Here is a 22,563-nt window from a genome sequence, read left to right as displayed (position 1 = left end):
ATCCTGATATGAAGGATATGGATTATATAGAAATGTATGATAATTTGTAAAAAAATATAATAATGGTGTATGAATAATAATAGACCTTATCAAAGTTTAGTTTAACAGCTACTTTGATAAGGTTTTTTTGTAAATAAATACTTATGTGTTTAGTTTGTAAGTTTTAAATTTTAAAACTTATTGCAATTATTAAAATTAGCTTCTCCATAAGTAAAGTGGCAAAAATTGTTAATAACGGAAATATACAGGCAATAAACTTGTTATAAAAATAACATGAAAACATTTGACTAATTATATTTAGTGTGTTACGATTACATCGTAATCCGTAGAGCAGAACGTTTTACCGCTGTACGGAAAATATAAAAAAAGAGGATGGAGGAGTCTCATGAAAACGAAATACAAAATTTCAGCATTGTTACTGGCTTTAACTATGTTTTTAGTTGGCTGTAGTGGAGGATCTGTTGATAAAAGCAATACTGATTCAAATGCTAAAGGATTTAAAAACATAATGTTTGTTGTTACAGGTAGTTTAGGTGGTGGTACCAACAATGATGATGTTTATGAAACATTAACAGAATATGCTAAAACTGTTGATGGTAAAGTAGATACCTTTGAAGCAAATATGGATACATCTTTATTTGAGTCAACATTAATGAAAGCTTCAGAATCAGGTCAATATGACTTAATTGTTACAGGGTTTGGTACTATGATCGAAGCTTTATCAAATACTGCTAAAGCATATCCTGATCAAAAATATTTTATTTTTGATACTGAAATGGATTATAAAGATGGAAAAAATGCAAATGTAATATCTGCACAAGCGTTACAAAATCAAGGTGGATTTTTAGCTGGGGTTATGGCAGCTTTAGTAACTACTAGTGATGCTGAGTTTGCGAATGATCAAAAGAAAGTTGGATTTGTTGGAGCTATAGAATCAACATCTATTCAAGATTTCTTAGTATCATATATTGAAGGCGTTAAATACATAGATCCTTCAGTAGAGGTAATATACTCTTTTGTAGGAAATCATAAAGATACAGCATTAGCTAAAGAAATAGCTTTAACGCAATACCAACAAGGTGCTGACGTTGTTTTTGCTGTAGGTGGAAATGGATTAGGTGTTGCTGAAGCTTCAAAAGATGCTAATAGATATGTAATTGGTGTTGATTTTGATTATTCGGAAAGAGTAGACGAAGATACAAAAAATCATGTTTTAACATCTGTTATAAAAGATTATAAAAAAATGGTAAATCCTATATTAGAAGGAATTAATAATGATACTATTAAATGGGGAACCCATGAATATATTTCTTATGATAAAGGTGGAGTGTATTTAGTTAATAATGAGTATACAAAGAAAGCGTTAAGTAAAGAAGTTTTAGATAAATATTCAGAAGTTGAAGAAAAAATTAAAAACAATGAAATAGAGGTAAGTACAGCATTTGGAGCAACTAAAGAAGAAATAGATGCAATATTAAATAAATCCAAAGCAACTAACTAGTAGAGTATGAAAAAGCTTCATTTTTTATGAAGCTTTTTCATAATATAATTTTGAGGGGCAGAATGGAAAAATATTTAGAATTAATAGAGAAAGCTGATAAAGGACAAGAAATATTATCGTTAAAAAATATTACTAAAATTTATTCTAATGGTTTTGTAGCTAACAATGATGTTAATTTTAGTTTAAGAAAATCTGAAATACATGGATTAGTTGGTGAAAATGGAGCAGGTAAAACAACTTTAATGAAGGTTTTATTTGGTATAGAGACTCCAGAAGAAGGAACAATTGAAATTGCTGGAAATTCAGTTAAAATAAATAACCCAATTGAAGCCTTAGATTATGGTATTGGGATGGTTCACCAGCATTTCATGTTAGTTGATTCGTTAACAGTTGCTGAAAATATGGCGTTAGGAAAAGAGCCTATAAAAAATAAAATAGTTTTTGATAGAAAAAAAGCTAAAGAAAATGTATCATACATTAGTCAAAAATTTGGACTTCCAGTTGATCCTGAAGAAAAGATTAGAGATTTATCAGTAGGATATAAGCAAAGGGTAGAGATCTTGAAGATGTTGTTAAACGGAGCGAAAATTTTACTGTTGGATGAACCTACCGCTTTACTAACACCTCAAGAAACAGAAGAGCTTTTTGAACAATTAATTATGCTTAAAAATGAAGGTTATTCTATTGTATTTATATCTCATAAGTTAAATGAAGTAAAACAAATATGTGATAGGATAACTGTTTTAAGAGATGGGAAATCTATTGCCACTAGAAATATAGACGAAGTATCTGAACAAGATATTTCTAGTTTAATGGTTGGTAGAGATGTTAGCATAAATATTGATAAAACAAAAGCTAAACCAAATAATACAGTTTTAAGAGTGAGAGAATTGACTGATTATAATGTTTTTGGACAAAAAGTATTAAATAATATTTCATTTGATGTAAGAAGTGGAGAAATTGTAGGGGTTGCAGCTATAGAAGGAAATGGCCAATCTCAATTAGCAGATAAAATCTCAGGAATAAGTAAAATAAACCACGGTGAAATAGAGATACTAGGTAAAAAAATAAATGATTTAAGTATTAAGGAAATTAGAGATTTAAATGTTTCAATCATTCATGAGGATAGAATGTCAACAAGTGCATCTTTGTATCAAAGTGTAGAAGAGAATTTAGTTTCTGATAGATTTGATTCTAAAGAATTCTCTAAAAAAGGATTTCTTAATACTAAAAAGATAACAAAAGAATCTAATGAACTTATTAGAGATTTTGGAATAAAAACTAATAATTCTAAATCCTTAATAAAAACTTTGTCTGGCGGAAACATACAAAAAGTTGTAGCTGCAAGAGAGTTTAGCTCAAATCCGGATTTGTTGATAGTTGAGCAACCTACAAGAGGGATTGATATAGGAGCTGCGGACTTAATTCGAAGAAAAATAGTTTCATTGAGAGATGAATTAGATTCTGCAATACTACTATTTTCAGCGGATTTAACAGAATTGATTTCTATAAGTGATAGTATCATGGTTATGTATGAAGGAGAAATTGTAGCATACTTTAAAGATACCAGCGATATTACTGAGATAGAATTAGGGGAATTCATGCTAGGAATAAAAAGACAAAGTGAAGAACAAATTAGAGAGGTGATTCATGATTAAAAAATCTAAGAGGATAAATACTGCTGAAAAAATAGAATCAAAATTTAATATAATTAGAACTGTACTTTCTATTTTTATTGCGTTAGTATTGGCTTTTTTATTAATACTCATAGTGAGTGATAAACCGATGGATGATTTTTCTACTCTTTTATTTGGGCCTATACGTAATTCAAGAAGTATAATTACAGTTCTTTCTAAAATGGCCCCTCTATTATTTACTGCTGTGGCTATAAGTTTAGTCTATCAAACAGGGCAAATGAACATTGGTGCTGAAGGTGCTTTCTTTGCGGGAAGCGTTGCAGCTACTGCTGTAGCTATTATACCAGGAATACCTAAAGGGTTACATGCTATCCTTTCAATATTAGCAGGTGGATTAGCCGGAGCGGTAATAATGGGAATACCAGGTATATTATATACAAAGTTTAAATCTGTAACTATAGTTACTTCTTTAATGATGAATTATGTTGCACTTAATATAGGTTTGTATTTCATACTTAACCCACTAAGAGATCCGGCTGCTGGTTTTGAAGGTTCGTATGCTTTCATGGATTCAGCAATATTGCCTAAGTTATTTAACACAAGGTTAAGCTCTGGAATAATAATTGGTGTTATAATAGTTTTATTTGCGGTTATTATATTAAACAAGACTACATTTGGCTATAAAATGAAGGCTGTAGGTAATAATCCTAAATTTGCTAACTATTCAGGTATAAATGTTAAACGTACAATAATTTTAGTTTCACTACTAGCTGGATGTATCGCTGGGATAGGTGGATCTGTTGAAATATTAGGTAATTATAATAGATTTATGTATTCTGAATTTACAAATCATGGTTGGGATGGAATGATGATTTCTGTACTATGTAGAAATAATCCTAAATTAATACCAGTTGGTGCATTCTTCCTAGCGTATTTACAAACTTCAGCAGATACATTAAACTTAACTTCAAATATTCCACCAGAGTTAATTTCAATTGTTCAAGCTATAATAATAATATTTATTGCAGCAAAACAATTCTTAAAATCTTGGGAACACCGTAGCATTATTGAAAACTCTAAAATTAATGTTACAGAAGAGGAGGAATAAAAATGTTAGAACATATTTTTACACTAGAATTTTTAGCTTCTATCATAAGAATGTCTACTCCTATATTGTTTGTAGCTATGGCGGCTGTAGTAGGAGCTAAAGCCAATATTTTATGTATTGGATATGAAGCGATGATGCTGTTTGCTGCTTTAGGAGGAGTTATTGGTTCAGCTTATACAAATAGTTTATTAATTGGAACAATTGTTGGTGTTATATCAGGGGTGTTAATAGCTTTAATTTTTGGATATTTTGTATTATATCTAGATACCACACCGTTATTAGCAGGACTAGCATTAAATACATTCGGGATTGCAGGAACAGTATTTATAGTCTTCTTACTTACAGGTAGAAAACTTGATACATCAGTTTTAGCTAGTTTGAGATTTCCTAATGTTAATATTCCTATTATAAAAGATATACCAGTAATTGGTGAAATATTATCAGGTCACAATTTACTTTCATATTTAGCAGTTTTAACTGTATTTTTAGTTTATTACTTGATATTTAAAACGAAATTAGGGTTACAAATTCGAGCAGTAGGTGAAAATCCTGAAGCGGCTTCTTCAGCTGGTATAGATGTAAAAAGAATAAAATTGATTGCCATTTTAATAAGTGGAGTTATAGCTTCATTTGGTGGTATGTATCTTTCAATGGCTCATTTGCCATACTTTGTAACTAACATTACTGCTGGTAGAGGATTTATAGGTATTGCGGCACAAAACTTAAGTGGAGGAAGTCCTATAGGTACTACTATAGCAACATTAATTTTTGGTGCTTCAATGGCTTTGGGGAATTTAGCTCAATCATTCCGCTTACCTTCACAATTTGCATCTGCATTACCGTATATAATGACAATACTAGGTTCTGTTATAGTAGGTATAAAACAAAATGTAGATAAAAAGAAGAAAAGAAAAATTAAGGAGTAGATTATGAAAGTATCAGCGAGTAATCCTATTGTTAATGGAAAAATGCCCCATTTAAAACTAAAAAAAGGAGATATTACTCCCATAGTTTTATTGCCTGGGGATCCTTCCAGAGTAGAATATTTTAAGGATTTATGTGATGATTATAAAATTATTTCTAAAAACAGAGAATATGTAGTTGGAGTAGGAAAATATAAAGGTATACCTATTACAGTTTGCTCAACTGGTATAGGTGCCGCTTCAACAGAAATTGCTGTAATAGAATTAATTCAACTTGGAGCTAAAGCGTTAATTAGAATTGGTGGAACTGGATCAATAAAAGAAAATATTAATCCTGGAGAGATGATAATAACTACAGGATCAATGCGTAGGGGTGGATCTAGTAGTTTTTATGCACCATTGGAGTATCCAGCTGTAGCATCATATAATATTGTTAATGCCTTAGTTGATACATGTAAAGATAAAAATATAAATTGTTATACAGGTATTGGAGCATCTGTTGGCTCATATTACGCAGGACAGGGAAGGGAATCCTTTGGTAAAAAATTTTACGAGGAAGATTTAATTAAGCGATATCAAAATATGAATATTATTAATTTAGAAATGGAAACAGAAACGATTTTAACTTTATCAAATATCTTCGGTGTAGATGCTGGTTCGATATGCGTTGTTCATGGTAATAGAGTAACAGATGAATGGATTGAAGATTTTAAGCCGTACCAAGTTAAAATGCTTGAAATAGCTTTAGATACTGTAGTAAAATTAAATAAAATATATTCATAAAGAGGTTAAAATGCAATTAGTTGAAAGAACTATTGAGGTTCTGGAGTTACTATCTAAAGATGTTAATGGATTGAGATTAACAGAGATTTCTGATTTGTTAAATTTACCTAGAAGCTCAACACATAGACTATTAAATAGTTTAAAGAAACATTATTTTGTAACTCAAATGAAAGATACAAAAAAATATACGCTTGGTTATAAAGTGATTTCGATAGGTGATAACTTTATAAAGGAGGATAGTTTAATTAAAAACTCTCATCCTATAATGGAGAAATTATCAAAAAATGTTAATAAAACTGTTGCATTAAGTACACTTGAAGGAAGTTATATATCTACAATCGATTATGTAGAAAGTAATCATTTTATGCAGTTATTAGTAAGGAAAGATGTTAAAGTACCAGCGTTAGTAACATCGGCAGGTAAAGTGCTTTTGTCTTATTCATCAAAAGATGAGATAAAAAATGTTTATATTGAGAATAAAAAAAGTGACTTACCTTTGAAATCAATAGAATATTATATTGATCAGTTACATATTACTAGGGAGAGAGGATATTCGCTTATAGATGAAGAACTCCAAAAAGGAGTGTTTGGAATAGCAGCTCCAATATATGACTTTAATAATAAGTTAATAGCAGCTTTATCAATAACATCTATTAAAGAGGAAGATAAAATATCAGAAGAATTAATAAAGGATTTAATTAATTCTGCTAATGAAATTTCTATAAGTTTAGGTTTTGAAAAAGATCAATAAAAATTTAATTTGATAAAAATAGAAAAAAATCAGAGATAAACTCGTCTCTGATTTTTTTGTTTCTATATTAAATTATCATTAATTTTTTGATTTTTTCACCTTCTTCTAAACCTGTGATAAGAACTATTCAACAAGTGCATAACTTGAGGTATCTTCATAAACAAGATAATTAAAAGATATACCACAATGGATACCAATACAGATCCAGCTAAAGCTAGTAAATAGTGGATTCCAGCAAGTGCCTTGTAAATATTGTATGTTACAAATCCCATTATTAAACTAGCAAATAAGATTTTCATAAAATTAACTACTAATACTTTTATGTGTATGGTTTTATATTCTCTCTTATATAAAATTACTGACATTATCCCGCCAAGCATAGCAGAAATAGATGTGGCTAAGGCTAAACCAAACAATCCCATAATCTTATATAAGGCATAGTTTAAGCTAACATTTGTCACTACTTCAACTATAGTAACTATAATTGGAGTCCTTGTGTTTGACTTAGCATAAAAAGCTTTCTTAAACAAGAAACTTATAGATTGGCCAACAATGGTTGGCATATAAAAGACCAAAGTTTCTGATGTCAACATAGTTGACTTTGCGTCAAAATTTCCTCTCTGGAAAAGTAGTCTGACAAAGGGTTCAGATAGTATCATTATCCCAATCATAGCTGGAACTATCAATATAAATGATAATATGTTTGATCTTAGCAGAGTATCTTCAAATCTTTTTTCATTATTATCACTTGCATATACTGATAAACTTGGATATGTAGAAGTTGAAATTGATACAACCACTACTCCTGAAACTAATTGCAAGATTAAAGCTGAGTATCTCATTATAGAAACACCACCATTTACAATGGTTGATGCAAATGCTTGGTCAGATATCGTTGAAATATCTACAGCAGCAATTGATAAGATTACAGGTATAGAATTTGTAATCATTGTTTTTATATGTGGGTCTTTGAAGTCTACTATCCATTTATGTGTATAGCCTTCTGTCCTCAATGTTTTTGGGAAGAATGAGTATTTTAGTAATTCAGAAATTACATAACCTATAGCTAATATATAAATATTTGCCAATTGAACTGCTAAAACCAAGAAGAAAACATTTAAAAAGTTCATTATTATTCCTGGAGTTTCAGCGGCGATAAATCTGTTGTTTAATTGCAAGTAACCTATTAAAACTGATGATAGAGCAGATATATATATAGACAAGGATATGATTCTTGTGAATTGTATACTCAATTCTCTCTTGGCACCTGTATATCCCGGAGCGAATAAGCTAACTAGTGTAGGGGCAAATAAAAACACTAATAAAATAATTATCGTTGAAATAAAAATCAAGATATTTACTAAATTTGAAGTGAATTCATCAGCATGAATCTTGCCCTTCTCTTTTTTTATCTTTGAATATATAGGAATAAAGGTTGCAACTACCCCCGAAATTATAAAAGAAAAAACTGTATACGGGATAGAAGTAGCTGTGTTATAGACGTCGATAATCTGACCAGTTCCTAAAAAGTAAGCGAAAAATTGCTCCCTTACTAGGCCCGTTACCTTAGAAATTAAAGTTATAATCATTAATGTAAAAGCTGTTTTTCCCATAATCACCTCTCGAATTAAATTATAACACAATAATTAATCTAATAGCTATATAGATAACGATACTTTTTTGACATAGTCCTCCAATAGTGATACCATTAAAGTATCTTCAGGGCAGGGTGTAATTCCCGACCGGCGGTAAAGTCCGCGAGCGCAAGCTGAATTGGTGAAATTCCAATACCGACAGTAAAGTCTGGATGAGAGAAGGTATTGTTAAACGTTTTTGACGTACAATAATGATTTTCAAACATGCCCCGAAGTATCGGGGCTTTTAATTTTTAAAAAGCCCAAAAAAAGATATTTGGGAGGAAGAAATGGAAAGAAATATTAGTAGAAGTAATTTGTTGTCAATAGATAATATGGCTAAGATGGCTATATTTGCAGCTATATCAGGGGTTTTAATGTTGTTTAAATTCCCTTTACCTTTTGCACCGTCATTTATGACAGTTGACTTTGCGGATATAGGTACGCTCATGTCAGGTTTTATACTTGGACCAGTATCAGGGGTATTGACTGTGATATTGAAAAATCTTATAAACCTTATGCTAAATGGAACTACAACAGCCTATGTTGGAGAATTATCAAATACTATCATAGGAATTAGCTTTGTTTTAGTTTCATCCCTTGTGTATAATAGAAAAAAGACCATGAAAGGTGCTTTATTAGGCCTTGGTCTTGGTATTTTAGTTATGACAGCAATAGCTACATTATCAAATTATTTCATAATATTTCCAATGTATGGAAAGATAATGGGCAAGAACTTAGATGAATTTGCTCAATTTGTACCTTTAGAAAGTGTGAAAAACTTCAAGGACATGTTGGTAATATCTATAATACCGTTCAACTTAGTGAAAGGATTTTTAAATGCTCTTGTAACATTCTTAACCTACAAGAAGGTTTCAAGACTTATGAAAAAATACTAATATGCGAATAGACAAATACTTATCCAATATGGGGATAGGATCAAGGAAAGAAGTAAAAGACTACATTAAAAAAGGCTATGTGCTTGTAAATAATCAGGTGGTTACAAAGCCTACATATCAAGTAAAGAAAAATGAAGATGTAGTCAAATTTAATAATGAAGAAATTATATATAAAGAATATACTTATATAATGATGAATAAGCCTCAAGGTGTGATTTCTGCAACTAGAGATAGGGAAGATACAGTAATAGACTTGCTTGATGAAAAATATCACAACAAGGATATCTTCCCAGCTGGAAGATTAGATAAAGATACAGAAGGGTTAGTGTTACTTACAAATGATGGTAGACTCGCCCATGACCTTTTATCACCTAAAAAAAATGTAGTCAAGAAATATTATGCAAAAGTCGATAACAAGCTTGAAAAAACTGATATAGATTCATTTAGACAAGGTATATATTTAGAGAATGAAAAATATTTGACCTTGCCTGCAGATTTAGAAATCATATCTGACTATGAAGCTTATGTTTATATTAAAGAAGGAAAGTACCATCAAGTAAAAAGGATGCTATCTTCTTTAGGGAAAAATGTAGTATACTTAAAAAGAGAAAGTATTGGTCCTTTAGTTTTGGATGAAAGTCTATCTTTAGGACAATATAGAGAGTTAACAGAAGAGGAAGTTAGCAATTTAGAAGATGCATAGGAGTTTTTATGGATAGAGTACTTATAATAGGAGTTTGTGGTGGTACAGCTTCAGGTAAAACTACAATAGTAAATGAGATTAAAAAGAAATTTGATAACGACATAGTAGTATTGGCGCATGATGATTATTATAAATCACATGATGACCTTACTTATGAAGAAAGAACAGAGCTTAACTATGACCATCCAAATGCTTTTGATACAGAACTTTTGATAAAACATGTTAAAAAGCTTAAAAATGGTCATGCCATAAAAAGGCCAGTGTATGACTATACAGTCCACAATAGATCTGATGAAGTAGTTACTGTGCAACCAAAACCAGTTATAGTTATCGAAGGTATTTTGATATTAGAAAATAAAGAGCTTCGAGATGCTATGGATATAAAGATTTATGTACAGACAGATTCTGATGAAAGGATCTTGAGAAGAATTCAAAGAGATGTAATCCAAAGAGGTAGGACTCTAGAATCCGTAATTTCTCAATACAGGGAAACGGTAAAACCTATGCATGAACTTTTTGTTGAACCATATAAAAAATATTCAGACATCATCATCCCATATGGAGGTCAAAACCATATAGCCATAGAGATGTTGATGAATAATATATCTAGATTAGTAAGAGAAGATGACAAAGAAGAATAATGTTTTCAAATTGTTAAAAAAAATAAATATACTAAAACGTATTTAATAAAATAACAATAAATAATTAACATTATTCATAAAATGTAGTATATTAATATTAACTAGAAGAATGTTGAGAGTATAAAATACTAGGGAGGAATAATGAAAAACACATTAAAAAGAGCATTAGCTTTAGCATTAGCTGCAGCATTTGTAGCTGGTCCAGTAGCACACGCTCAAGAATTATTAACAGAAAAACAATACACAGAATTAAAAGAAAAAGTTGACAAAGCTGGCGGTAGAGGTACAATCGATGAACTTGCAGCTTTAGAAGCTTACGAAAAAGCACAATTAGAAAAAGATGAAGCTTACCAAGCTAAAAAAGCTTTAATCGCTAAAGTAAATGATTCAAAATACTTATTAGACGCTGAAAAAGCAAACATAGTTGCTAGAATCAACGCTGGTACATTATACGATGTATTAGAAGTAGAACCAGCTAAAGTAGAAAAAGAATTAGCAAATGCTAAAGCAAGATTCATGGCTGAATTAGACAAGACAAAAGAACCTGTAAGAAAAGAAATTTACGAATCAAAATTATCAGAAGAAGTTAAAAACACATTATTCTCAAAATTAGCTAAAGCTGAAACATTAAAAGCTGTTGAAGCAGTAGAAAAAGAATTCAAAGCATTAGTTAAAGGTGAAATAAGTGTTCCAACTCCAGCTGAACCAGGTAAAACAGACAAAGAACCAGGTAAAACAGATAAAGAACCAGGTAAAACAGATAAAGAACCAGGTAAAACAGACAAAGAACCAGGTAAAACAGACAAAGAACCAGGTAAAACAGACAAAGAACCAGGTAAAACAACAAAACCAGTTGACACAGATAAAGCAACAACACCAGCTAAAACAACAGAAACTGTTAAAGGTGGATCACCACAAACAGCTGACGCTGGTATTGCAATGTCAGTAATTTCATTTGCAGTAGCAGGTGGAGCAGCATTATTAGCTGACAAGAAAAAAAGAAAATAATTAAATAAATCTTTAGAGATATAAATATTTATTTCTTCTAGTAAAAAGAGAGAGTTGATTTTTCAGCTCTCTTTTTCTTTAATTAATAAAAAGCTTGACAAAGCAAATAAAAAGCTTGACAAAGCAAATAAAATTTTGTATATTATATAAGTACGATTAATGTATGGTGGATATAGCCAAGGGGTAAGGCACTGGATTGTGGTTCCAGGTATCGTGGGTTCAAATCCCATTATCCACCCCATGCGGATGTGGCGGAACTGGCAGACGCGCTAGACTTAGGATCTAGTATCGCAAGATGTGGGGGTTCGATTCCTCTCATCCGCACCAAGAAAAAGCTTGACTATTTAGTCAAGCTTTTTTTATATGTTTATTAGCTCGTGAATGGCATGTACACTTAGATACAGATGATTAAGTGCTTGTATCATTTTGTATAAAAAATAATACAAAATGAATAAAAAGAGTAGAGTACAGGAAAAATTAAGTGGTTTGTAGCTAATTTGTAGCTGGTTTATACTTATACATTATATTAATAAAGCCTTAAAAATGATTAAAAGACTAGATTAAATTTCTAGTCTTTTCATTTTTTCTTGTAGTATATAAAAATATACATTTATTGAATTTGAGTTTTTGAATTTTTGTAACAGAATCATTCATTATATAATTATCCTTACTTTTTAAGTAAATAAAAATCAATATTACTCTCTATCCATTCCAAATCCAAACCAGAATTAGCAGATTCCAAACTTATGATTAAATTCTTTCCAAGCTTTATGCCATTCATCTCATATAAGCTTAATTTTTTTATCATACTGGCAGCATAATTTTCATTAGCAATCATTCCGAAATGTTCCCAATATATTTCTTCCATACTATATGGACTTATAAAAGTGAAGTCTGGATATATGGTGAAGTTGTTGATCTGTAGGGGAGCTTCGTATTTATACAAGATTCCTTTGCTAGAAAATAAGTCGGCTAGAATCTTTTCGCTTTTAGATCTGACTTTTTCTCCTTTATTAGTTAAGTAATGTTTATTTTCATTGTTGAAATCAAGTTTATTATAATTTGTTTTGTACCATTCTTGAACAGTCTTATCGTAATTTGGAAGCACTGGGTCGATTAGGTCTTTTCTGTAATCTGGTAGTTTTTCGTATTCATCAACATCATTAAAACTCTTAATTAATTTGTCTAACAAATTGTATCTTTTATTTAACTTTGAAGCGATTCTTTTAGAATATTGCTTTTGAGTTAAATTTTTTATTAAATCAATTTCCTGGTGTTTAATATATTCTCTAATTAATTTTTCATCTTTATAATAATTATGATAGAAGTAAACACTATCATTCTTTTTATTTATAGTTATATAACCTTCAACATCAAGCTTGAGGTATTTATCGTTTTTCTCGATAAGTGATTTATATAATTTTCTTAAATTTTTTAATTCATGTTTTATATTAGTCATAATATCTCCTAAAAAAAGTATAAAACATAATCGAAAAAATAAACTGTCAACATTATTAAGAATAATTAATATAACTTATATACAATTATGTAATTAAAATTATGTTTGATGAATTGTTGTGAAGAAATCATGACAGGAGTAGCTAGGTTAAATACACACATGACGTGTAGGATGTGTAAATCATGACAGTGGAAGAAAAGTGTTGAATACACATGAAACGTAAGTTTGAGAAATCATGACAGTGGAAGAAAAGTGTTGAATACACATGAAACGTAAGTTTGAGAAATCATGACAGTAGAAGTAAAGTGTTTAATACTCATGAAGCGTTAGCTAGAGATATCATGACAGTAGAAGCAAAGTGTTGAATACACATGAAACGTAAACTTGAGATATCATGACAGTGAAAGAAAAGTCTAGAATTCGCATGAAATACAATCTTAATATGTCGTGATCGGAGAAGTGAAACTTAAAATTGGACCCAAACTCCAGCCGCAAGCAGCCGATACAAAAAAACAAAACCGCCAAAAACAGCTACACCTAACGACCTCAAAAACTAATTATTACAAAAACTTAACACATTCAACAATAAACAAAAAAACAACCAATAAATTTGCATTTATCCAAGAAATTTAGTAATATAATCAAGTACTAATTTTAGCGACGATGTGAGAGGTTGCTTAGAAAGCTTACTTCTACGGGTTTTTTAAGGGTAATTCGCACGGAGTTAGTTCAAGAAAAATTTTGAGCGAGGTAGCATCGCTTTTTTTAATGATTGGGTTTAGTACACCCGGATAAGAGTACGGCTACCAAACATAGGAGGAAAAATGGCAAAACAACAAAAAATCAGAATAAGATTGAGAGCTTATGATCACGAAGTAATTGATTCATCAGCAGAGAAAATCGTAGATGCATGTAAGAGAAGTGGTGCGGAAGTTTCAGGTCCAATTCCACTACCTACAGAAATAGAAAAAGTTACTATTATAAGAGCGGTTCACAAGTACAAAGATTCAAGAGAACAATTTGAACAAAGAACACACAAGAGATTAATAGACATTGTTAATCCAAATGCTAAGACATTAGATGCTCTTAAAAAATTAAATCTACCAGCTGGTGTAGATATCGAGATCAAGCTTTAAGCTTAGAATGATTGCTAAAGGCGTTTATCGCAGCAAGTTAAAATAAGTTTCCTTATATATAGCTTGTCCAAAAAGTAATTAGCAATCCGCTATAAGAAAGGGGAAAATATGAAAGGTATTTTAGGAAAAAAATTGGGAATGACTCAATTGTTTGATGAAAATGGTGTAGTAACACCTGTTACAGTAGTTGAAGCTGGCCCAATTGTTGTTACGCAAATAAAGACATTAGAAAATGATGGCTACAATGCTATCCAAGTTGGTTATTTAGAAAGAAAAGAAAAACATTCTAACCAACCAATGAGAGGACACTTTGAAAAAGCTGGGATTGAATTAAAGAAACATTTAAGAGAATTCCTAGTTAAAGATCCAAGCCAATATGAAATCGGACAAGAGATAAAAGTGGATGCATTTGAAGAAAATGACATCGTTGATGTAGTTGGTACATCAAAAGGTAAGGGTACACAAGGTGCTATTAAGAGACATAATTATGGAAGAGGACCAGAATCACACGGTTCAAAATCACACAGAGTAGCTGGTGCTAGATCTGCTGGTTCATATCCTGCTAGAGTATTTAAAGGTAGAAAAGGCTCAGGTAAGATGGGTCATGATAGAGTTACAGTACAAAACCTACAAATAGTTAAAATTTACGAAGATAAGAATCTATTACTTATCAAGGGTGCTATCCCAGGACCTAAGGGCGGACTAGTAACTGTAAAAGAAGCTAGAAAGGCTTCTAAATAGGAAGGAGATAGTAAATGCCTAACGTTAATGTATTAGATATTAAAGGAAACAAAGTTAGTTCATTAGATTTACCAGAATCACTATTCGCGGTAGAAGTTAACGAACATACAGTTTACGAAGTAGTTAAAAATCATTTAGCAAACAAAAGACAAGGTACACAATCAGCTAAAACTCGTGGAGAAGTTAGAGGTGGTGGTAAAAAACCTTGGAGACAAAAAGGAACAGGTAGAGCTAGACAAGGTTCAATCAGATCTCCACAATGGAGAGGTGGTGGTGTAGTATTTGCTCCAAAACCAAGAGATTATTCATACACATTACCAAAGAAAGTTAAGAGACTAGCATTAAAATCAGTTCTTACAACAAAAGTATTAGATGAAGAATTAATCGTATTAAATGACTTAAACTTAGATAGCATCAGTACAAAAGAAGCTAAAAATGTTTTACAAGCAATCAATGCTAAAAACAAGGCTTACTTAGTAGTTGCTGAAGCTAATGAAAATGTATATAAATCATTTAGAAATATACCAAACGTAGAAGTAGTTGTTGTAAACAATATGAACGTATACGACTTAGTAAAACACGATTCATTAGTTATGACAGAAGCTGCAATCAATAAGGCAGAGGAGGTATTCGCATAATGAAATCACCTTACGATATAATCATCGCACCTGTTGTATCAGAAAGATCAATGGAGTTGACTGATGAAAACAAATATGTATTTAAAGTAGATAGAAAAGCTAACAAGTCAGAAATCAAAGAAGCTGTAGAAGCAATCTTTGAAAATGTAAAAGTTAAAAAAGTAAATACCATCAATATGAAGGGTAAATCAACAAGACACGGAATGATTACAGGAAAGAAATCTGACTGGAAAAAAGCAATAGTTACATTAACAGATGATTCAAAAGAAATTGAATTATTTGGTGAACTATAAGAGTTAGGGGGATCAAATGGCTATAAAAAAATATAAACCAACTTCTGCTGGGCTTCGTTCAATGTCAGTTTTATCTTTTGAAGAAATCACAAAGACAAAACCAGAAAAATCATTAACAGCTCCATTGAAAAGATCAGGTGGTAGAAACAACCATGGTAGAACTACAACCAGATTCAGAGGTGGTGGAAACAAGAGAAAATATAGAATAATTGATTTTAAGAGAAATAAAGACGGCGTACCAGGAAAAGTAGCATCTATAGAATATGATCCAAACAGAACAGCTAATATAGCTCTAATCCACTATGTAGATGGTGAGAAGAGATATATCATAGCTCCAAGAGGATTAAAAGTTGGTGCAACAGTTGAATCTGGTCAAGATGCAGATATCCAAGTAGGTAACGCATTACAATTAAAAGATATACCAGTAGGTACAACAATTCACAATATAGAATTAAAACCAGGTAAGGGTGCACAACTAGTTAGAACAGCTGGTGCTGAAGCGCAATTATCAGGTAAAGAAGGTAAATTCGGTATCGTTAGATTACCATCCGGTGAAATAAGAAGAATAGATATCAGATGTAAAGCTACAATCGGTCAAGTAGGTAATACAGAACACGAATTAGTTACTTTAGGTAAGGCTGGTAAGTCAAGATATCTAGGAAGAAGACCTCACGTAAGAGGTTCAGCAATGAACCCTGTAGATCACCCTCACGGTGGTGGTGAAGGTAGAGCTCCTGTTGGTAGACCTCAACCTATGACTCCATGGGGTAAGAAATCTCGTGGTGTTAAGACTAGAGATAGTAAGAAGAAATCAAATCAATACATTATAAGAAGAAGAAAAGGTAAATAGATCCGGGAGGTAATAAATGGGTAGATCTCTGAAAAAGGGACCATTTGCAGACGAACATTTAATGAAAAAAGTTGAAGCTTTAAATGAAGCAAATGATAAAAAAGTTATCAAAACATGGTCAAGAAGATCAACAATATTTCCACAATTCGTAGGACACACAATAGCTGTTCACGATGGTAGAAAACATGTTCCAGTTTATATCACAGAAGATATGGTAGGTCATAAATTAGGAGAATTTGTTCCAACAAGAACCTACAGAGGACATGCTAAATCAGACAAAACAAGTGCAGTGAAGAAGGGTTAATAGGAGGATAGAATGGAAGTAAGAGCAGAAGCAAAATACGTGCGTATTTCTCCGTTAAAAGTTCATTTTATCTGTAGAGAAATAGTAGGAAAGAACGTGGATGAAGCATTAAACATTTTAAGATTCACTCCTAAAAAAGGTGCTAAAATTCTTGCAGATGTATTGACATCAGCTATAGCAAACGCTGAAAACAATCACAATCTTGACAGAGAAAATTTAGTAGTAGCAAAAGCCTGGGCAAATGATGGTCCAACAATGAAAAGAATTAGACCTAAAGCTAAAGGCTCAGCATATCCAATACTTAAGAGAACATCACACATCGGTGTGACTGTTGCAGAAGAGAACTAGGAGGAATAATGGGTCAAAAAGTTAATCCACACGGAATGAGAGTTGGAGTTATCAAAGACTGGGATTCAAAATGGTTCGCAGACAAGAAAGATTTTCCACAGTTATTAGCTGAAGATAACAAGATCAGAACAGTTGTTAAAAAAGATCAATACGATGCAGGAATTTCTAAAATTGATATAGAAAGAACTCCAAATAGAATTAAAGTTTCAGTTTATACAGCTAAACCAGGTATGATCATCGGTAAAGGTGGTGCTGGTGTAGAAGAAATCAAAAATAAACTAGAAAAAATGACTGGTAAACAAGTTATCGTTAATGTTGAAGAAGTATTAGACACTGCAGTAAGTGCTCAATTACAAGCAGAACAAATAGCTGCAGATTTAGAAAGAAGAATTACTTTTAGAAGAGCTATGAAACAAGCTATCCAAAGAACGATGAAAGCAGGAGCTGAAGGTATCAAAACACAAGTTTCTGGTAGATTAAATGGTGCTGACATGGCTAGAACAGAAGGTTATTCAGAAGGTAGAATTCCTCTACAAACACTTAGAGCTGACATAGACTACGGATTTGCAGAAGCAGATACAACATATGGTAAGTTAGGTGTTAAGGTATGGATTTACAGAGGTGAAGTATTACCAGGAGATAAAGCTGTAGATAATCCAAAACCAAAATTCTCAAGAAATAGAAGAAACAACAATAGAGGAAGAAATAGAAGAAATAGAAATAACGATAGATAATAGAGATTATCACCAATTTTCTTAATTGGTTGAAGGAGGATATAATATGCTAATGCCTAAAAGAGTTAAGCGTAGAAGAGTTCATAGAGGCAGAATGAAAGGAAACGCTCAAAGAGGTAATACAATCACTTATGGTGAATATGGCTTACAAGCATTAGAACCACACTGGATAACATCAAATCAAATCGAAGCTGCCAGAAGAGCGATGACAAGATACATCAAAAGAGGTGGTAATGTTTGGATAAAGATTTTCCCAGATAAACCAGTATCTAAAAAACCTGCAGAGGTAAGAATGGGTTCTGGTAAGGGTGCACCTGAATATTGGGTTGCAGTAGTTAGACCAGGTAGAATTATGTTTGAAATGGCTGGAGTTTCAGAAGAAATTGCTAGAGAAGCATTTAGACTAGCAGCAGCTAAATTACCAATCAAAACAAAATTCGTTAGCCGTACAGGTCCAGAAAGCGAGGGCGCAAATTAATGAAAGCTAAAGAAATAAGAAAATTATCAGACCAAGAACTTGATAGTAAATTAGTTAGCCTAAAAGAAGAATTATTTAACTTAAGATTCCAACAAGCTACAGGACAAATTGAAAATATAAGTTCTATCGGTCAAGTTAAAAGAGATATTGCAAGAGTTAAGACTATAATTACAGAAAGAAAGTTAAACTTAAATAGGGAGGCTTAATAAATGGAAAGAAATACAAGAAGAACTGTAATTGGTTTAGTTGTTTCTGACAAAATGGATAAAACAATTTCTGTTGAAATAACAAACAAAATTAAGCATCCAGTTTATAAGAAATATTTAAATAGAAGTAAGAAGATAAAAGCTCACGATGAAAATAATTCCGCAAAAGTGGGTGACAAAGTTTTAGTAATGGAAACAAGACCTTTATCAAAAACAAAGAGATACAGACTTGTTGAAATTCTAGAAGAAGCTAAGTAATAAACTTTTATTTCTGGAAAGGGAGGATCAAATGATTCAACAAGAAACACGTATGAGAGTTGCAGACAATTCAGGTGCAAAAGAACTACTAGTTATAAAAGTTTTAGGCGGATCAAAGAGAAAATACGCAAATATCGGAGACGTAGTAGTTTGCTCAGTTAAGAGTGCAACACCAGGTGGAGTAGTTAAAAAAGGTTCTGTTGTAAAAGCTGTTATAGTTAGATCTAAATCTGGTATATCTAGAAAAGATGGATCATACATCAAGTTTGATGACAATGCAGCAGTAATTATCAAAGAAGACAAGAACCCAGCTGGTACACGTATTTTTGGACCTGTAACAAGAGAGCTTAGAGCAGATGGATTTATGAAAATCATATCATTAGCTCCAGAAGTATTATAGGAGGAAAATATGCATATAAAAACTGGTGATAAAGTTCAAGTTATAAAAGGAAAAGATAAGGGTAAAGTAGGTAAAGTTTTAGTTGCTTTCCCAAAAGAAAACAGAGTTATAGTTGAAGGTGTAAACGTACAAGTTAAACACCAAAAACCAAGATCAGCTACACAACCAGGTGGTATAGTAGAATCAGAAGGTGCAATCCACGCATCAAATGTTCTATTATATGATGAAAAGCTAGGTAGAGGTGTAAGAACAAGAACAGCAGTTACAAATGATGGTAAGAAAGTTCGTGTTTCTACAAAATCTGGCGAAAAATTAGATAAGTAGAAGGGAGATCAAATGGCTTCTAGATTAAAGACATTATATAAAGAAGAAGTTTTACCTGCATTAGTAAAAGAGTTTGACTACAAAAATGTTATGCAGGCTCCAAAACTAGAAAAAATAGTTATTAACATTGGATTAGGTGAAGCTAAAGACAATGCTAAACTATTAGAATCAGCTGTAGAAGAGTTAAGAAAAATTACAGGTCAACAACCTGTTATAGCTAAAGCTAAAAAATCTGTATCTAACTTCAAGTTAAGAGAAGGTCAACCAATCGGTACAAAAGTTACACTAAGAGGACAAAAAATGGAAGACTTCTTTGATAAATTAGTAAACATTGCTTTACCAAGAGTTAGAGACTTTAGAGGAGTTTCTCCAAAGTCATTTGACGGTAGAGGTAACTATGCTTTAGGTATCAAGGAACAATTGATTTTCCCTGAAATTGTATTTGATGAAGTTGAACAAATTAGAGGTATGGATATCATAATTGTTACAACAGCTGAAACTGACGAAGAAGGAAGAGCATTACTAGCAAAACTAGGTATGCCATTCGCAAAATAAGTTAGGAGTTAATATGGCAAAAAAATCAATGATTGCAAAGCAAAAAAGAGAACCAAAGTTTTCTACAAGAAAATACAGTAGGTGCTCTATCTGTGGTAGACCACATTCTGTATTAAAGAAATACGGAATTTGTCGTATATGTTTTAGAGAACTAGCTTACAAGGGTGAAATACCTGGTGTAAAGAAAGCTAGCTGGTAAGAGGAGGTAACTAAGTATGATGACTGATCCAATAGCAGATATGCTATCAAGAATTAGAAATGCGAACTTGGCTAAACATAAGTCAGTAGAAGTTCCAGCTTCTAATATGAAAAAAGACCTTGCACAAATCTTACTAGACGAAGGTTACATCAAAGGTTTTAATGTAACTGAAGACGACAAACAAGGTATGATCACAATAGATTTAAAATATGTAGATGACCAAAGAGTTATCTCAGGATTAAAAAGAATTTCAAAACCAGGCCGTAGAGTTTACGTTGGTTCACAAGATGTACCAAGCGTATTAAACGGACTAGGAACAGCTATTATCTCAACATCAAAAGGTGTTATGACAGATAAATCAGCTAGAAAAGAAACTGTTGGCGGCGAAGTGATTTGCTACGTTTGGTAGTATTTCAACAAGGAGGAGAATATGTCAAGAATTGGATATAAACCAATCGAAATCCCTGCTGGAGTTGAAATTAAATTTAACGATGGTCTAGTAGAAGTTAAAGGACCAAAAGGAAATTTAAGTCAAGAAGTTGGCAGTGGTTTCAATGTTAAAATTGAAGATAAAGAATTAGTTGTAGAAAGACCTTCAGACTCAAAAAATGATAGAGCTTTACATGGTTTATACAGAACTTTAGTATACAACATGGTAGTTGGAGTTACAGAAGGATACAAAAAACAATTAGAAATAGTAGGTACAGGATACAGAGCTCAAAAACAAGGTAACAAGCTAAACCTATCATTAGGGCACTCACATCCTATTTTATTAGAGGATCCAGAAGGTATTCTTACAGAAGTTCCAAATGAAAGAACAATCGTTGTATCTGGTATAGACAAGCAATTAGTTGGTGACTATACAGCAAAGATTAGAGGATTTAGACCACCAGAACCATATAAAGGTAAGGGTGTAAAATACTCAGACGAATATGTAAGAAGAAAAGTTGGTAAGACTGGTAAATAAGAAAGGAGTAAGTAATGGCAAGATTTAATAAAAGTATAAGTAGAAAAGCTAGACACTCAAGAGTTAGAAAAAACTTAAGTGGTACTCCTGAAAGACCAAGATTAAATGTATACAAGAGTAATGCAAACATCTACGCACAAATTATCGATGATGTTAACGGAGTTACTTTAGCAAGTGCTTCAACTTTAGATAAAGAATTATCTGGAGAAAACTTATCAGCTAATGTAGAATCAGCTAAAAAAGTTGGTGAATTAGTTGCTAAAAGAGCTTTAGATAAGGGTGTAGAAGAAGTAGTATTCGATAGATCAGGTTATATTTATCACGGCAAAGTTAAAGAACTAGCGGAATCAGCAAGAGAAGCTGGTTTGAAATTCTAGTCGGGAGGATACATGGCAAATAATAAGAGAAATCAATCAGAATTTGAAGAAAAAGTTGTTGATATAGCCAGAGTTACAAAAGTAGCTAAGGGTGGTAGAACAATGAGATTTTCTGCACTAGTGGTTGTTGGTAACAAAAAAGGAACAGTTGGTGTAGGAATCGGAAAAGCTAATGAAGTTCCTGAAGCTATTAGAAAAGGTGTAGAAGACGCAAAGAAAAATGCAATAGATATCGATATAGTAAACGGTACAATTCCTCACGAAATTTATGGTGAAAAAGGAGCAGGTTTAGTATTATTAAAACCAGCTAAAGAAGGTACAGGTATCATCGCAGGTGGTGCAGTTCGTGCTGTATGTGAACTTGCAGGTATACAAAATATCCGTGCTAAGTCTTTAGGATCTGCTAATGCTAAGAGTGTTGTTAACGCAACATTACAAGGTTTAGCAAGTGTTAAAACTGTTGAAGAAGTAGCAAGACTTCGTGGTAAAAGTGTTGAAGAAATACTAAACTAGGAGGTTGACATGGCTAAAATAGAAATTAAACTTGTTAAGTCTACAATTGGTAGAATTGAAAAACATAGAAAAACTGTTCAAGCTTTAGGATTAAAGAAGATTGGACAAACTGTTGTTAGAGAAGCTACACCAGCTACCTTAGGTATGGTGAAAGCAGTTGACTTCATGTTAGAAGTTAAAGAAGTTGAATAGGAG

General features: G+C 32.0%; 32 protein-coding genes, 2 tRNA genes and 1 riboswitch. Of the genes, 32 read left to right on the top strand and 2 right to left on the bottom strand.

The genetic code is table 11. The features are described 5' to 3' along the window. Positions 1-385: 385 nt before the first annotated feature. The 6 genes from Q0U66_RS00580 to Q0U66_RS00555 all read left to right on the top strand — a co-directional run bounded on the left by Q0U66_RS00580 (position 386) and on the right by Q0U66_RS00555 (position 6,703). Positions 386-1,501 carry a BMP family ABC transporter substrate-binding protein gene (locus tag Q0U66_RS00580; protein ID WP_297376369.1) on the top strand — a complete coding sequence of 372 codons (1,116 nt, stop codon included), beginning with the start codon at positions 386-388 and terminating at the stop codon, positions 1,499-1,501. Positions 1,502-1,563: 62 nt separating this feature from the next. Beyond that, a complete protein-coding gene (locus Q0U66_RS00575; RefSeq protein ID WP_297376367.1) occupies positions 1,564-3,159 on the top strand; it encodes an ABC transporter ATP-binding protein in 1,596 nt (531 codons plus the stop codon). Next, positions 3,152-4,246: an ABC transporter permease gene (locus Q0U66_RS00570; protein WP_297376365.1), complete on the top strand. Its 1,095-nt coding sequence runs from the start codon at positions 3,152-3,154 to the stop codon at positions 4,244-4,246. Before Q0U66_RS00575 ends, Q0U66_RS00570 begins: the two co-directional genes overlap by 8 nt. A 2-nt stretch (positions 4,247-4,248) precedes the next feature. Continuing rightward, complete coding sequence (locus tag Q0U66_RS00565; protein WP_297376363.1) at positions 4,249-5,172, top strand: ABC transporter permease; 924 nt, start codon at positions 4,249-4,251, stop codon at positions 5,170-5,172. Positions 5,173-5,175: 3 nt separating this feature from the next. Further along, on the top strand, positions 5,176-5,952 hold the full coding sequence (locus tag Q0U66_RS00560; RefSeq protein ID WP_297376361.1) for a nucleoside phosphorylase: 777 nt from the start codon (positions 5,176-5,178) through the stop codon (positions 5,950-5,952). A gap of 10 nt (positions 5,953-5,962) precedes the next feature. Then, entirely contained in the window at positions 5,963-6,703 is a 741-nt protein-coding gene (locus tag Q0U66_RS00555; RefSeq protein ID WP_297376359.1) for an IclR family transcriptional regulator, read from the top strand. A gap of 95 nt (positions 6,704-6,798) precedes the next feature. Here the strand turns inward: Q0U66_RS00555 and murJ are convergent, their stop codons facing one another. Next, the gene (gene murJ / locus Q0U66_RS00550) at positions 6,799-8,316 is read right to left on the bottom strand and encodes a murein biosynthesis integral membrane protein MurJ (protein ID WP_297376357.1); all 1,518 of its coding nucleotides are present in this window, start codon (positions 8,314-8,316) and stop codon (positions 6,799-6,801) included. A 98-nt stretch (positions 8,317-8,414) separates the two neighbouring features. After that, positions 8,415-8,526: riboswitch (FMN riboswitch) on the top strand. A gap of 101 nt (positions 8,527-8,627) precedes the next feature. Here murJ and Q0U66_RS00545 point away from each other — a divergent pair. The 6 genes from Q0U66_RS00545 to Q0U66_RS00520 all read left to right on the top strand — a co-directional run bounded on the left by Q0U66_RS00545 (position 8,628) and on the right by Q0U66_RS00520 (position 11,915). Further along, positions 8,628-9,236 (top strand): ECF transporter S component, encoded by a 609-nt coding sequence (locus tag Q0U66_RS00545; protein ID WP_297376355.1) that lies wholly within the window; start codon positions 8,628-8,630, stop codon positions 9,234-9,236. Position 9,237: 1 nt separating this feature from the next. After that, positions 9,238-9,939: a pseudouridine synthase gene (locus Q0U66_RS00540; RefSeq protein WP_297376353.1), complete on the top strand. Its 702-nt coding sequence runs from the start codon at positions 9,238-9,240 to the stop codon at positions 9,937-9,939. Positions 9,940-9,947: 8 nt separating this feature from the next. Continuing rightward, positions 9,948-10,580 (top strand): uridine kinase, encoded by a 633-nt coding sequence (gene udk / locus Q0U66_RS00535; protein WP_297376351.1) that lies wholly within the window; start codon positions 9,948-9,950, stop codon positions 10,578-10,580. 141 nt (positions 10,581-10,721) lie between these two features. Beyond that, positions 10,722-11,588, top strand: coding sequence for a hypothetical protein (locus tag Q0U66_RS00530; RefSeq protein WP_297376349.1), 867 nt, complete (start codon positions 10,722-10,724; stop codon positions 11,586-11,588). A 166-nt stretch (positions 11,589-11,754) separates the two neighbouring features. Beyond that, positions 11,755-11,829: transfer RNA gene (locus Q0U66_RS00525), tRNA-His, on the top strand. Position 11,830: 1 nt separating this feature from the next. After that, positions 11,831-11,915 (top strand) — tRNA-Leu (locus Q0U66_RS00520). A 340-nt stretch (positions 11,916-12,255) separates the two neighbouring features. On the opposite strand, the gene Q0U66_RS00515 is transcribed toward Q0U66_RS00520, so the two are convergent. Further along, positions 12,256-13,047, bottom strand: a complete 792-nt coding sequence (locus Q0U66_RS00515) for a hypothetical protein (RefSeq protein WP_297376347.1) — start codon at positions 13,045-13,047, stop codon at positions 12,256-12,258. Positions 13,048-13,871: 824 nt separating this feature from the next. On the opposite strand from Q0U66_RS00515, the gene rpsJ reads away from it, so the two are divergent. From rpsJ to rpmD, 20 genes are all read left to right on the top strand, one after another. Continuing rightward, on the top strand, positions 13,872-14,183 hold the full coding sequence (rpsJ, locus tag Q0U66_RS00510; RefSeq protein WP_103981214.1) for a 30S ribosomal protein S10: 312 nt from the start codon (positions 13,872-13,874) through the stop codon (positions 14,181-14,183). 108 nt (positions 14,184-14,291) lie between these two features. Further along, positions 14,292-14,924 carry a 50S ribosomal protein L3 gene (rplC, locus tag Q0U66_RS00505; RefSeq protein ID WP_297376344.1) on the top strand — a complete coding sequence of 211 codons (633 nt, stop codon included), beginning with the start codon at positions 14,292-14,294 and terminating at the stop codon, positions 14,922-14,924. Between the two features lie 14 nt (positions 14,925-14,938). Beyond that, positions 14,939-15,562 carry a 50S ribosomal protein L4 gene (rplD, locus tag Q0U66_RS00500; protein WP_297376342.1) on the top strand — a complete coding sequence of 208 codons (624 nt, stop codon included), beginning with the start codon at positions 14,939-14,941 and terminating at the stop codon, positions 15,560-15,562. Then, positions 15,562-15,855, top strand: coding sequence for a 50S ribosomal protein L23 (gene rplW / locus Q0U66_RS00495; protein WP_103981211.1), 294 nt, complete (start codon positions 15,562-15,564; stop codon positions 15,853-15,855). Before rplD ends, rplW begins: the two co-directional genes overlap by 1 nt. Positions 15,856-15,871: 16 nt before the next feature. Beyond that, positions 15,872-16,705 (top strand): 50S ribosomal protein L2, encoded by an 834-nt coding sequence (gene rplB, locus Q0U66_RS00490; RefSeq protein ID WP_103981210.1) that lies wholly within the window; start codon positions 15,872-15,874, stop codon positions 16,703-16,705. A 16-nt stretch (positions 16,706-16,721) separates the two neighbouring features. Continuing rightward, on the top strand, positions 16,722-17,009 hold the full coding sequence (rpsS, locus tag Q0U66_RS00485) for a 30S ribosomal protein S19 (protein ID WP_297376339.1): 288 nt from the start codon (positions 16,722-16,724) through the stop codon (positions 17,007-17,009). A 12-nt stretch (positions 17,010-17,021) separates the two neighbouring features. Then, a complete protein-coding gene (rplV, locus tag Q0U66_RS00480; RefSeq protein WP_297376337.1) occupies positions 17,022-17,357 on the top strand; it encodes a 50S ribosomal protein L22 in 336 nt (111 codons plus the stop codon). An 8-nt stretch (positions 17,358-17,365) separates the two neighbouring features. Further along, complete coding sequence (gene rpsC / locus Q0U66_RS00475) at positions 17,366-18,091, top strand: 30S ribosomal protein S3 (protein WP_297376335.1); 726 nt, start codon at positions 17,366-17,368, stop codon at positions 18,089-18,091. A 46-nt stretch (positions 18,092-18,137) separates the two neighbouring features. Next, on the top strand, positions 18,138-18,569 hold the full coding sequence (gene rplP, locus Q0U66_RS00470; protein ID WP_297376333.1) for a 50S ribosomal protein L16: 432 nt from the start codon (positions 18,138-18,140) through the stop codon (positions 18,567-18,569). Next, the gene (gene rpmC, locus Q0U66_RS00465) at positions 18,569-18,775 is read left to right on the top strand and encodes a 50S ribosomal protein L29 (protein ID WP_103981205.1); all 207 of its coding nucleotides are present in this window, start codon (positions 18,569-18,571) and stop codon (positions 18,773-18,775) included. Before rplP ends, rpmC begins: the two co-directional genes overlap by 1 nt. Before the next feature lie 3 nt (positions 18,776-18,778). After that, positions 18,779-19,033, top strand: coding sequence for a 30S ribosomal protein S17 (gene rpsQ / locus Q0U66_RS00460; protein ID WP_103981204.1), 255 nt, complete (start codon positions 18,779-18,781; stop codon positions 19,031-19,033). Between the two features lie 31 nt (positions 19,034-19,064). Beyond that, positions 19,065-19,433, top strand: a complete 369-nt coding sequence (gene rplN / locus Q0U66_RS00455; RefSeq protein ID WP_103981203.1) for a 50S ribosomal protein L14 — start codon at positions 19,065-19,067, stop codon at positions 19,431-19,433. A 9-nt stretch (positions 19,434-19,442) separates the two neighbouring features. Beyond that, entirely contained in the window at positions 19,443-19,757 is a 315-nt protein-coding gene (gene rplX, locus Q0U66_RS00450) for a 50S ribosomal protein L24 (RefSeq protein ID WP_297376328.1), read from the top strand. 12 nt (positions 19,758-19,769) lie between these two features. Continuing rightward, positions 19,770-20,312, top strand: coding sequence for a 50S ribosomal protein L5 (gene rplE, locus Q0U66_RS00445; protein ID WP_103981201.1), 543 nt, complete (start codon positions 19,770-19,772; stop codon positions 20,310-20,312). 13 nt (positions 20,313-20,325) lie between these two features. After that, positions 20,326-20,511 (top strand): type Z 30S ribosomal protein S14, encoded by a 186-nt coding sequence (locus Q0U66_RS00440; RefSeq protein ID WP_297376326.1) that lies wholly within the window; start codon positions 20,326-20,328, stop codon positions 20,509-20,511. 16 nt (positions 20,512-20,527) lie between these two features. Beyond that, on the top strand, positions 20,528-20,920 hold the full coding sequence (gene rpsH / locus Q0U66_RS00435; protein WP_103981199.1) for a 30S ribosomal protein S8: 393 nt from the start codon (positions 20,528-20,530) through the stop codon (positions 20,918-20,920). Positions 20,921-20,941: 21 nt separating this feature from the next. Continuing rightward, positions 20,942-21,478, top strand: a complete 537-nt coding sequence (gene rplF / locus Q0U66_RS00430; protein WP_297376322.1) for a 50S ribosomal protein L6 — start codon at positions 20,942-20,944, stop codon at positions 21,476-21,478. A 14-nt stretch (positions 21,479-21,492) separates the two neighbouring features. Further along, positions 21,493-21,855: a 50S ribosomal protein L18 gene (gene rplR / locus Q0U66_RS00425; RefSeq protein WP_297376320.1), complete on the top strand. Its 363-nt coding sequence runs from the start codon at positions 21,493-21,495 to the stop codon at positions 21,853-21,855. Positions 21,856-21,867: 12 nt separating this feature from the next. Then, positions 21,868-22,368: a 30S ribosomal protein S5 gene (gene rpsE / locus Q0U66_RS00420; protein ID WP_297376318.1), complete on the top strand. Its 501-nt coding sequence runs from the start codon at positions 21,868-21,870 to the stop codon at positions 22,366-22,368. A gap of 9 nt (positions 22,369-22,377) precedes the next feature. Further along, entirely contained in the window at positions 22,378-22,560 is a 183-nt protein-coding gene (gene rpmD / locus Q0U66_RS00415) for a 50S ribosomal protein L30 (protein WP_297376314.1), read from the top strand. Positions 22,561-22,563 lie beyond the last annotated feature (3 nt).

Source organism: uncultured Helcococcus sp., assembly GCF_946998255.1.
Lineage (GTDB): Bacteria > Bacillota > Clostridia > Tissierellales > Peptoniphilaceae > Helcococcus.
The sequence above is the reverse complement of the archived record's forward strand: the minus strand, read 5'-3'. Positions and strand labels throughout refer to the sequence as shown.

Excerpts from the sequence above, each read along its gene's own strand:
- Q0U66_RS00580 (WP_297376369.1), top strand. The coding sequence starts at position 386 with ATGAAAACGAAATACAAAATTTCAGCATTGTTACTGGCTTTAACTATG.
- Q0U66_RS00575 (WP_297376367.1), top strand. The coding sequence starts at position 1,564 with ATGGAAAAATATTTAGAATTAATAGAGAAAGCTGATAAAGGACAAGAA.
- Q0U66_RS00570 (WP_297376365.1), top strand. The coding sequence starts at position 3,152 with ATGATTAAAAAATCTAAGAGGATAAATACTGCTGAAAAAATAGAATCA.
- Q0U66_RS00565 (WP_297376363.1), top strand. The coding sequence starts at position 4,249 with ATGTTAGAACATATTTTTACACTAGAATTTTTAGCTTCTATCATAAGA.
- Q0U66_RS00560 (WP_297376361.1), top strand. The coding sequence starts at position 5,176 with ATGAAAGTATCAGCGAGTAATCCTATTGTTAATGGAAAAATGCCCCAT.
- Q0U66_RS00555 (WP_297376359.1), top strand. The coding sequence starts at position 5,963 with ATGCAATTAGTTGAAAGAACTATTGAGGTTCTGGAGTTACTATCTAAA.
- murJ (WP_297376357.1), bottom strand. The coding sequence starts at position 8,316 with ATGGGAAAAACAGCTTTTACATTAATGATTATAACTTTAATTTCTAAG.
- Q0U66_RS00545 (WP_297376355.1), top strand. The coding sequence starts at position 8,628 with ATGGAAAGAAATATTAGTAGAAGTAATTTGTTGTCAATAGATAATATG.
- Q0U66_RS00540 (WP_297376353.1), top strand. The coding sequence starts at position 9,238 with ATGCGAATAGACAAATACTTATCCAATATGGGGATAGGATCAAGGAAA.
- udk (WP_297376351.1), top strand. The coding sequence starts at position 9,948 with ATGGATAGAGTACTTATAATAGGAGTTTGTGGTGGTACAGCTTCAGGT.
- Q0U66_RS00530 (WP_297376349.1), top strand. The coding sequence starts at position 10,722 with ATGAAAAACACATTAAAAAGAGCATTAGCTTTAGCATTAGCTGCAGCA.
- Q0U66_RS00515 (WP_297376347.1), bottom strand. The coding sequence starts at position 13,047 with ATGACTAATATAAAACATGAATTAAAAAATTTAAGAAAATTATATAAA.
- rpsJ (WP_103981214.1), top strand. The coding sequence starts at position 13,872 with ATGGCAAAACAACAAAAAATCAGAATAAGATTGAGAGCTTATGATCAC.
- rplC (WP_297376344.1), top strand. The coding sequence starts at position 14,292 with ATGAAAGGTATTTTAGGAAAAAAATTGGGAATGACTCAATTGTTTGAT.
- rplD (WP_297376342.1), top strand. The coding sequence starts at position 14,939 with ATGCCTAACGTTAATGTATTAGATATTAAAGGAAACAAAGTTAGTTCA.
- rplW (WP_103981211.1), top strand. The coding sequence starts at position 15,562 with ATGAAATCACCTTACGATATAATCATCGCACCTGTTGTATCAGAAAGA.
- rplB (WP_103981210.1), top strand. The coding sequence starts at position 15,872 with ATGGCTATAAAAAAATATAAACCAACTTCTGCTGGGCTTCGTTCAATG.
- rpsS (WP_297376339.1), top strand. The coding sequence starts at position 16,722 with ATGGGTAGATCTCTGAAAAAGGGACCATTTGCAGACGAACATTTAATG.
- rplV (WP_297376337.1), top strand. The coding sequence starts at position 17,022 with ATGGAAGTAAGAGCAGAAGCAAAATACGTGCGTATTTCTCCGTTAAAA.
- rpsC (WP_297376335.1), top strand. The coding sequence starts at position 17,366 with ATGGGTCAAAAAGTTAATCCACACGGAATGAGAGTTGGAGTTATCAAA.
- rplP (WP_297376333.1), top strand. The coding sequence starts at position 18,138 with ATGCTAATGCCTAAAAGAGTTAAGCGTAGAAGAGTTCATAGAGGCAGA.
- rpmC (WP_103981205.1), top strand. The coding sequence starts at position 18,569 with ATGAAAGCTAAAGAAATAAGAAAATTATCAGACCAAGAACTTGATAGT.
- rpsQ (WP_103981204.1), top strand. The coding sequence starts at position 18,779 with ATGGAAAGAAATACAAGAAGAACTGTAATTGGTTTAGTTGTTTCTGAC.
- rplN (WP_103981203.1), top strand. The coding sequence starts at position 19,065 with ATGATTCAACAAGAAACACGTATGAGAGTTGCAGACAATTCAGGTGCA.
- rplX (WP_297376328.1), top strand. The coding sequence starts at position 19,443 with ATGCATATAAAAACTGGTGATAAAGTTCAAGTTATAAAAGGAAAAGAT.
- rplE (WP_103981201.1), top strand. The coding sequence starts at position 19,770 with ATGGCTTCTAGATTAAAGACATTATATAAAGAAGAAGTTTTACCTGCA.
- Q0U66_RS00440 (WP_297376326.1), top strand. The coding sequence starts at position 20,326 with ATGGCAAAAAAATCAATGATTGCAAAGCAAAAAAGAGAACCAAAGTTT.
- rpsH (WP_103981199.1), top strand. The coding sequence starts at position 20,528 with ATGATGACTGATCCAATAGCAGATATGCTATCAAGAATTAGAAATGCG.
- rplF (WP_297376322.1), top strand. The coding sequence starts at position 20,942 with ATGTCAAGAATTGGATATAAACCAATCGAAATCCCTGCTGGAGTTGAA.
- rplR (WP_297376320.1), top strand. The coding sequence starts at position 21,493 with ATGGCAAGATTTAATAAAAGTATAAGTAGAAAAGCTAGACACTCAAGA.
- rpsE (WP_297376318.1), top strand. The coding sequence starts at position 21,868 with ATGGCAAATAATAAGAGAAATCAATCAGAATTTGAAGAAAAAGTTGTT.
- rpmD (WP_297376314.1), top strand. The coding sequence starts at position 22,378 with ATGGCTAAAATAGAAATTAAACTTGTTAAGTCTACAATTGGTAGAATT.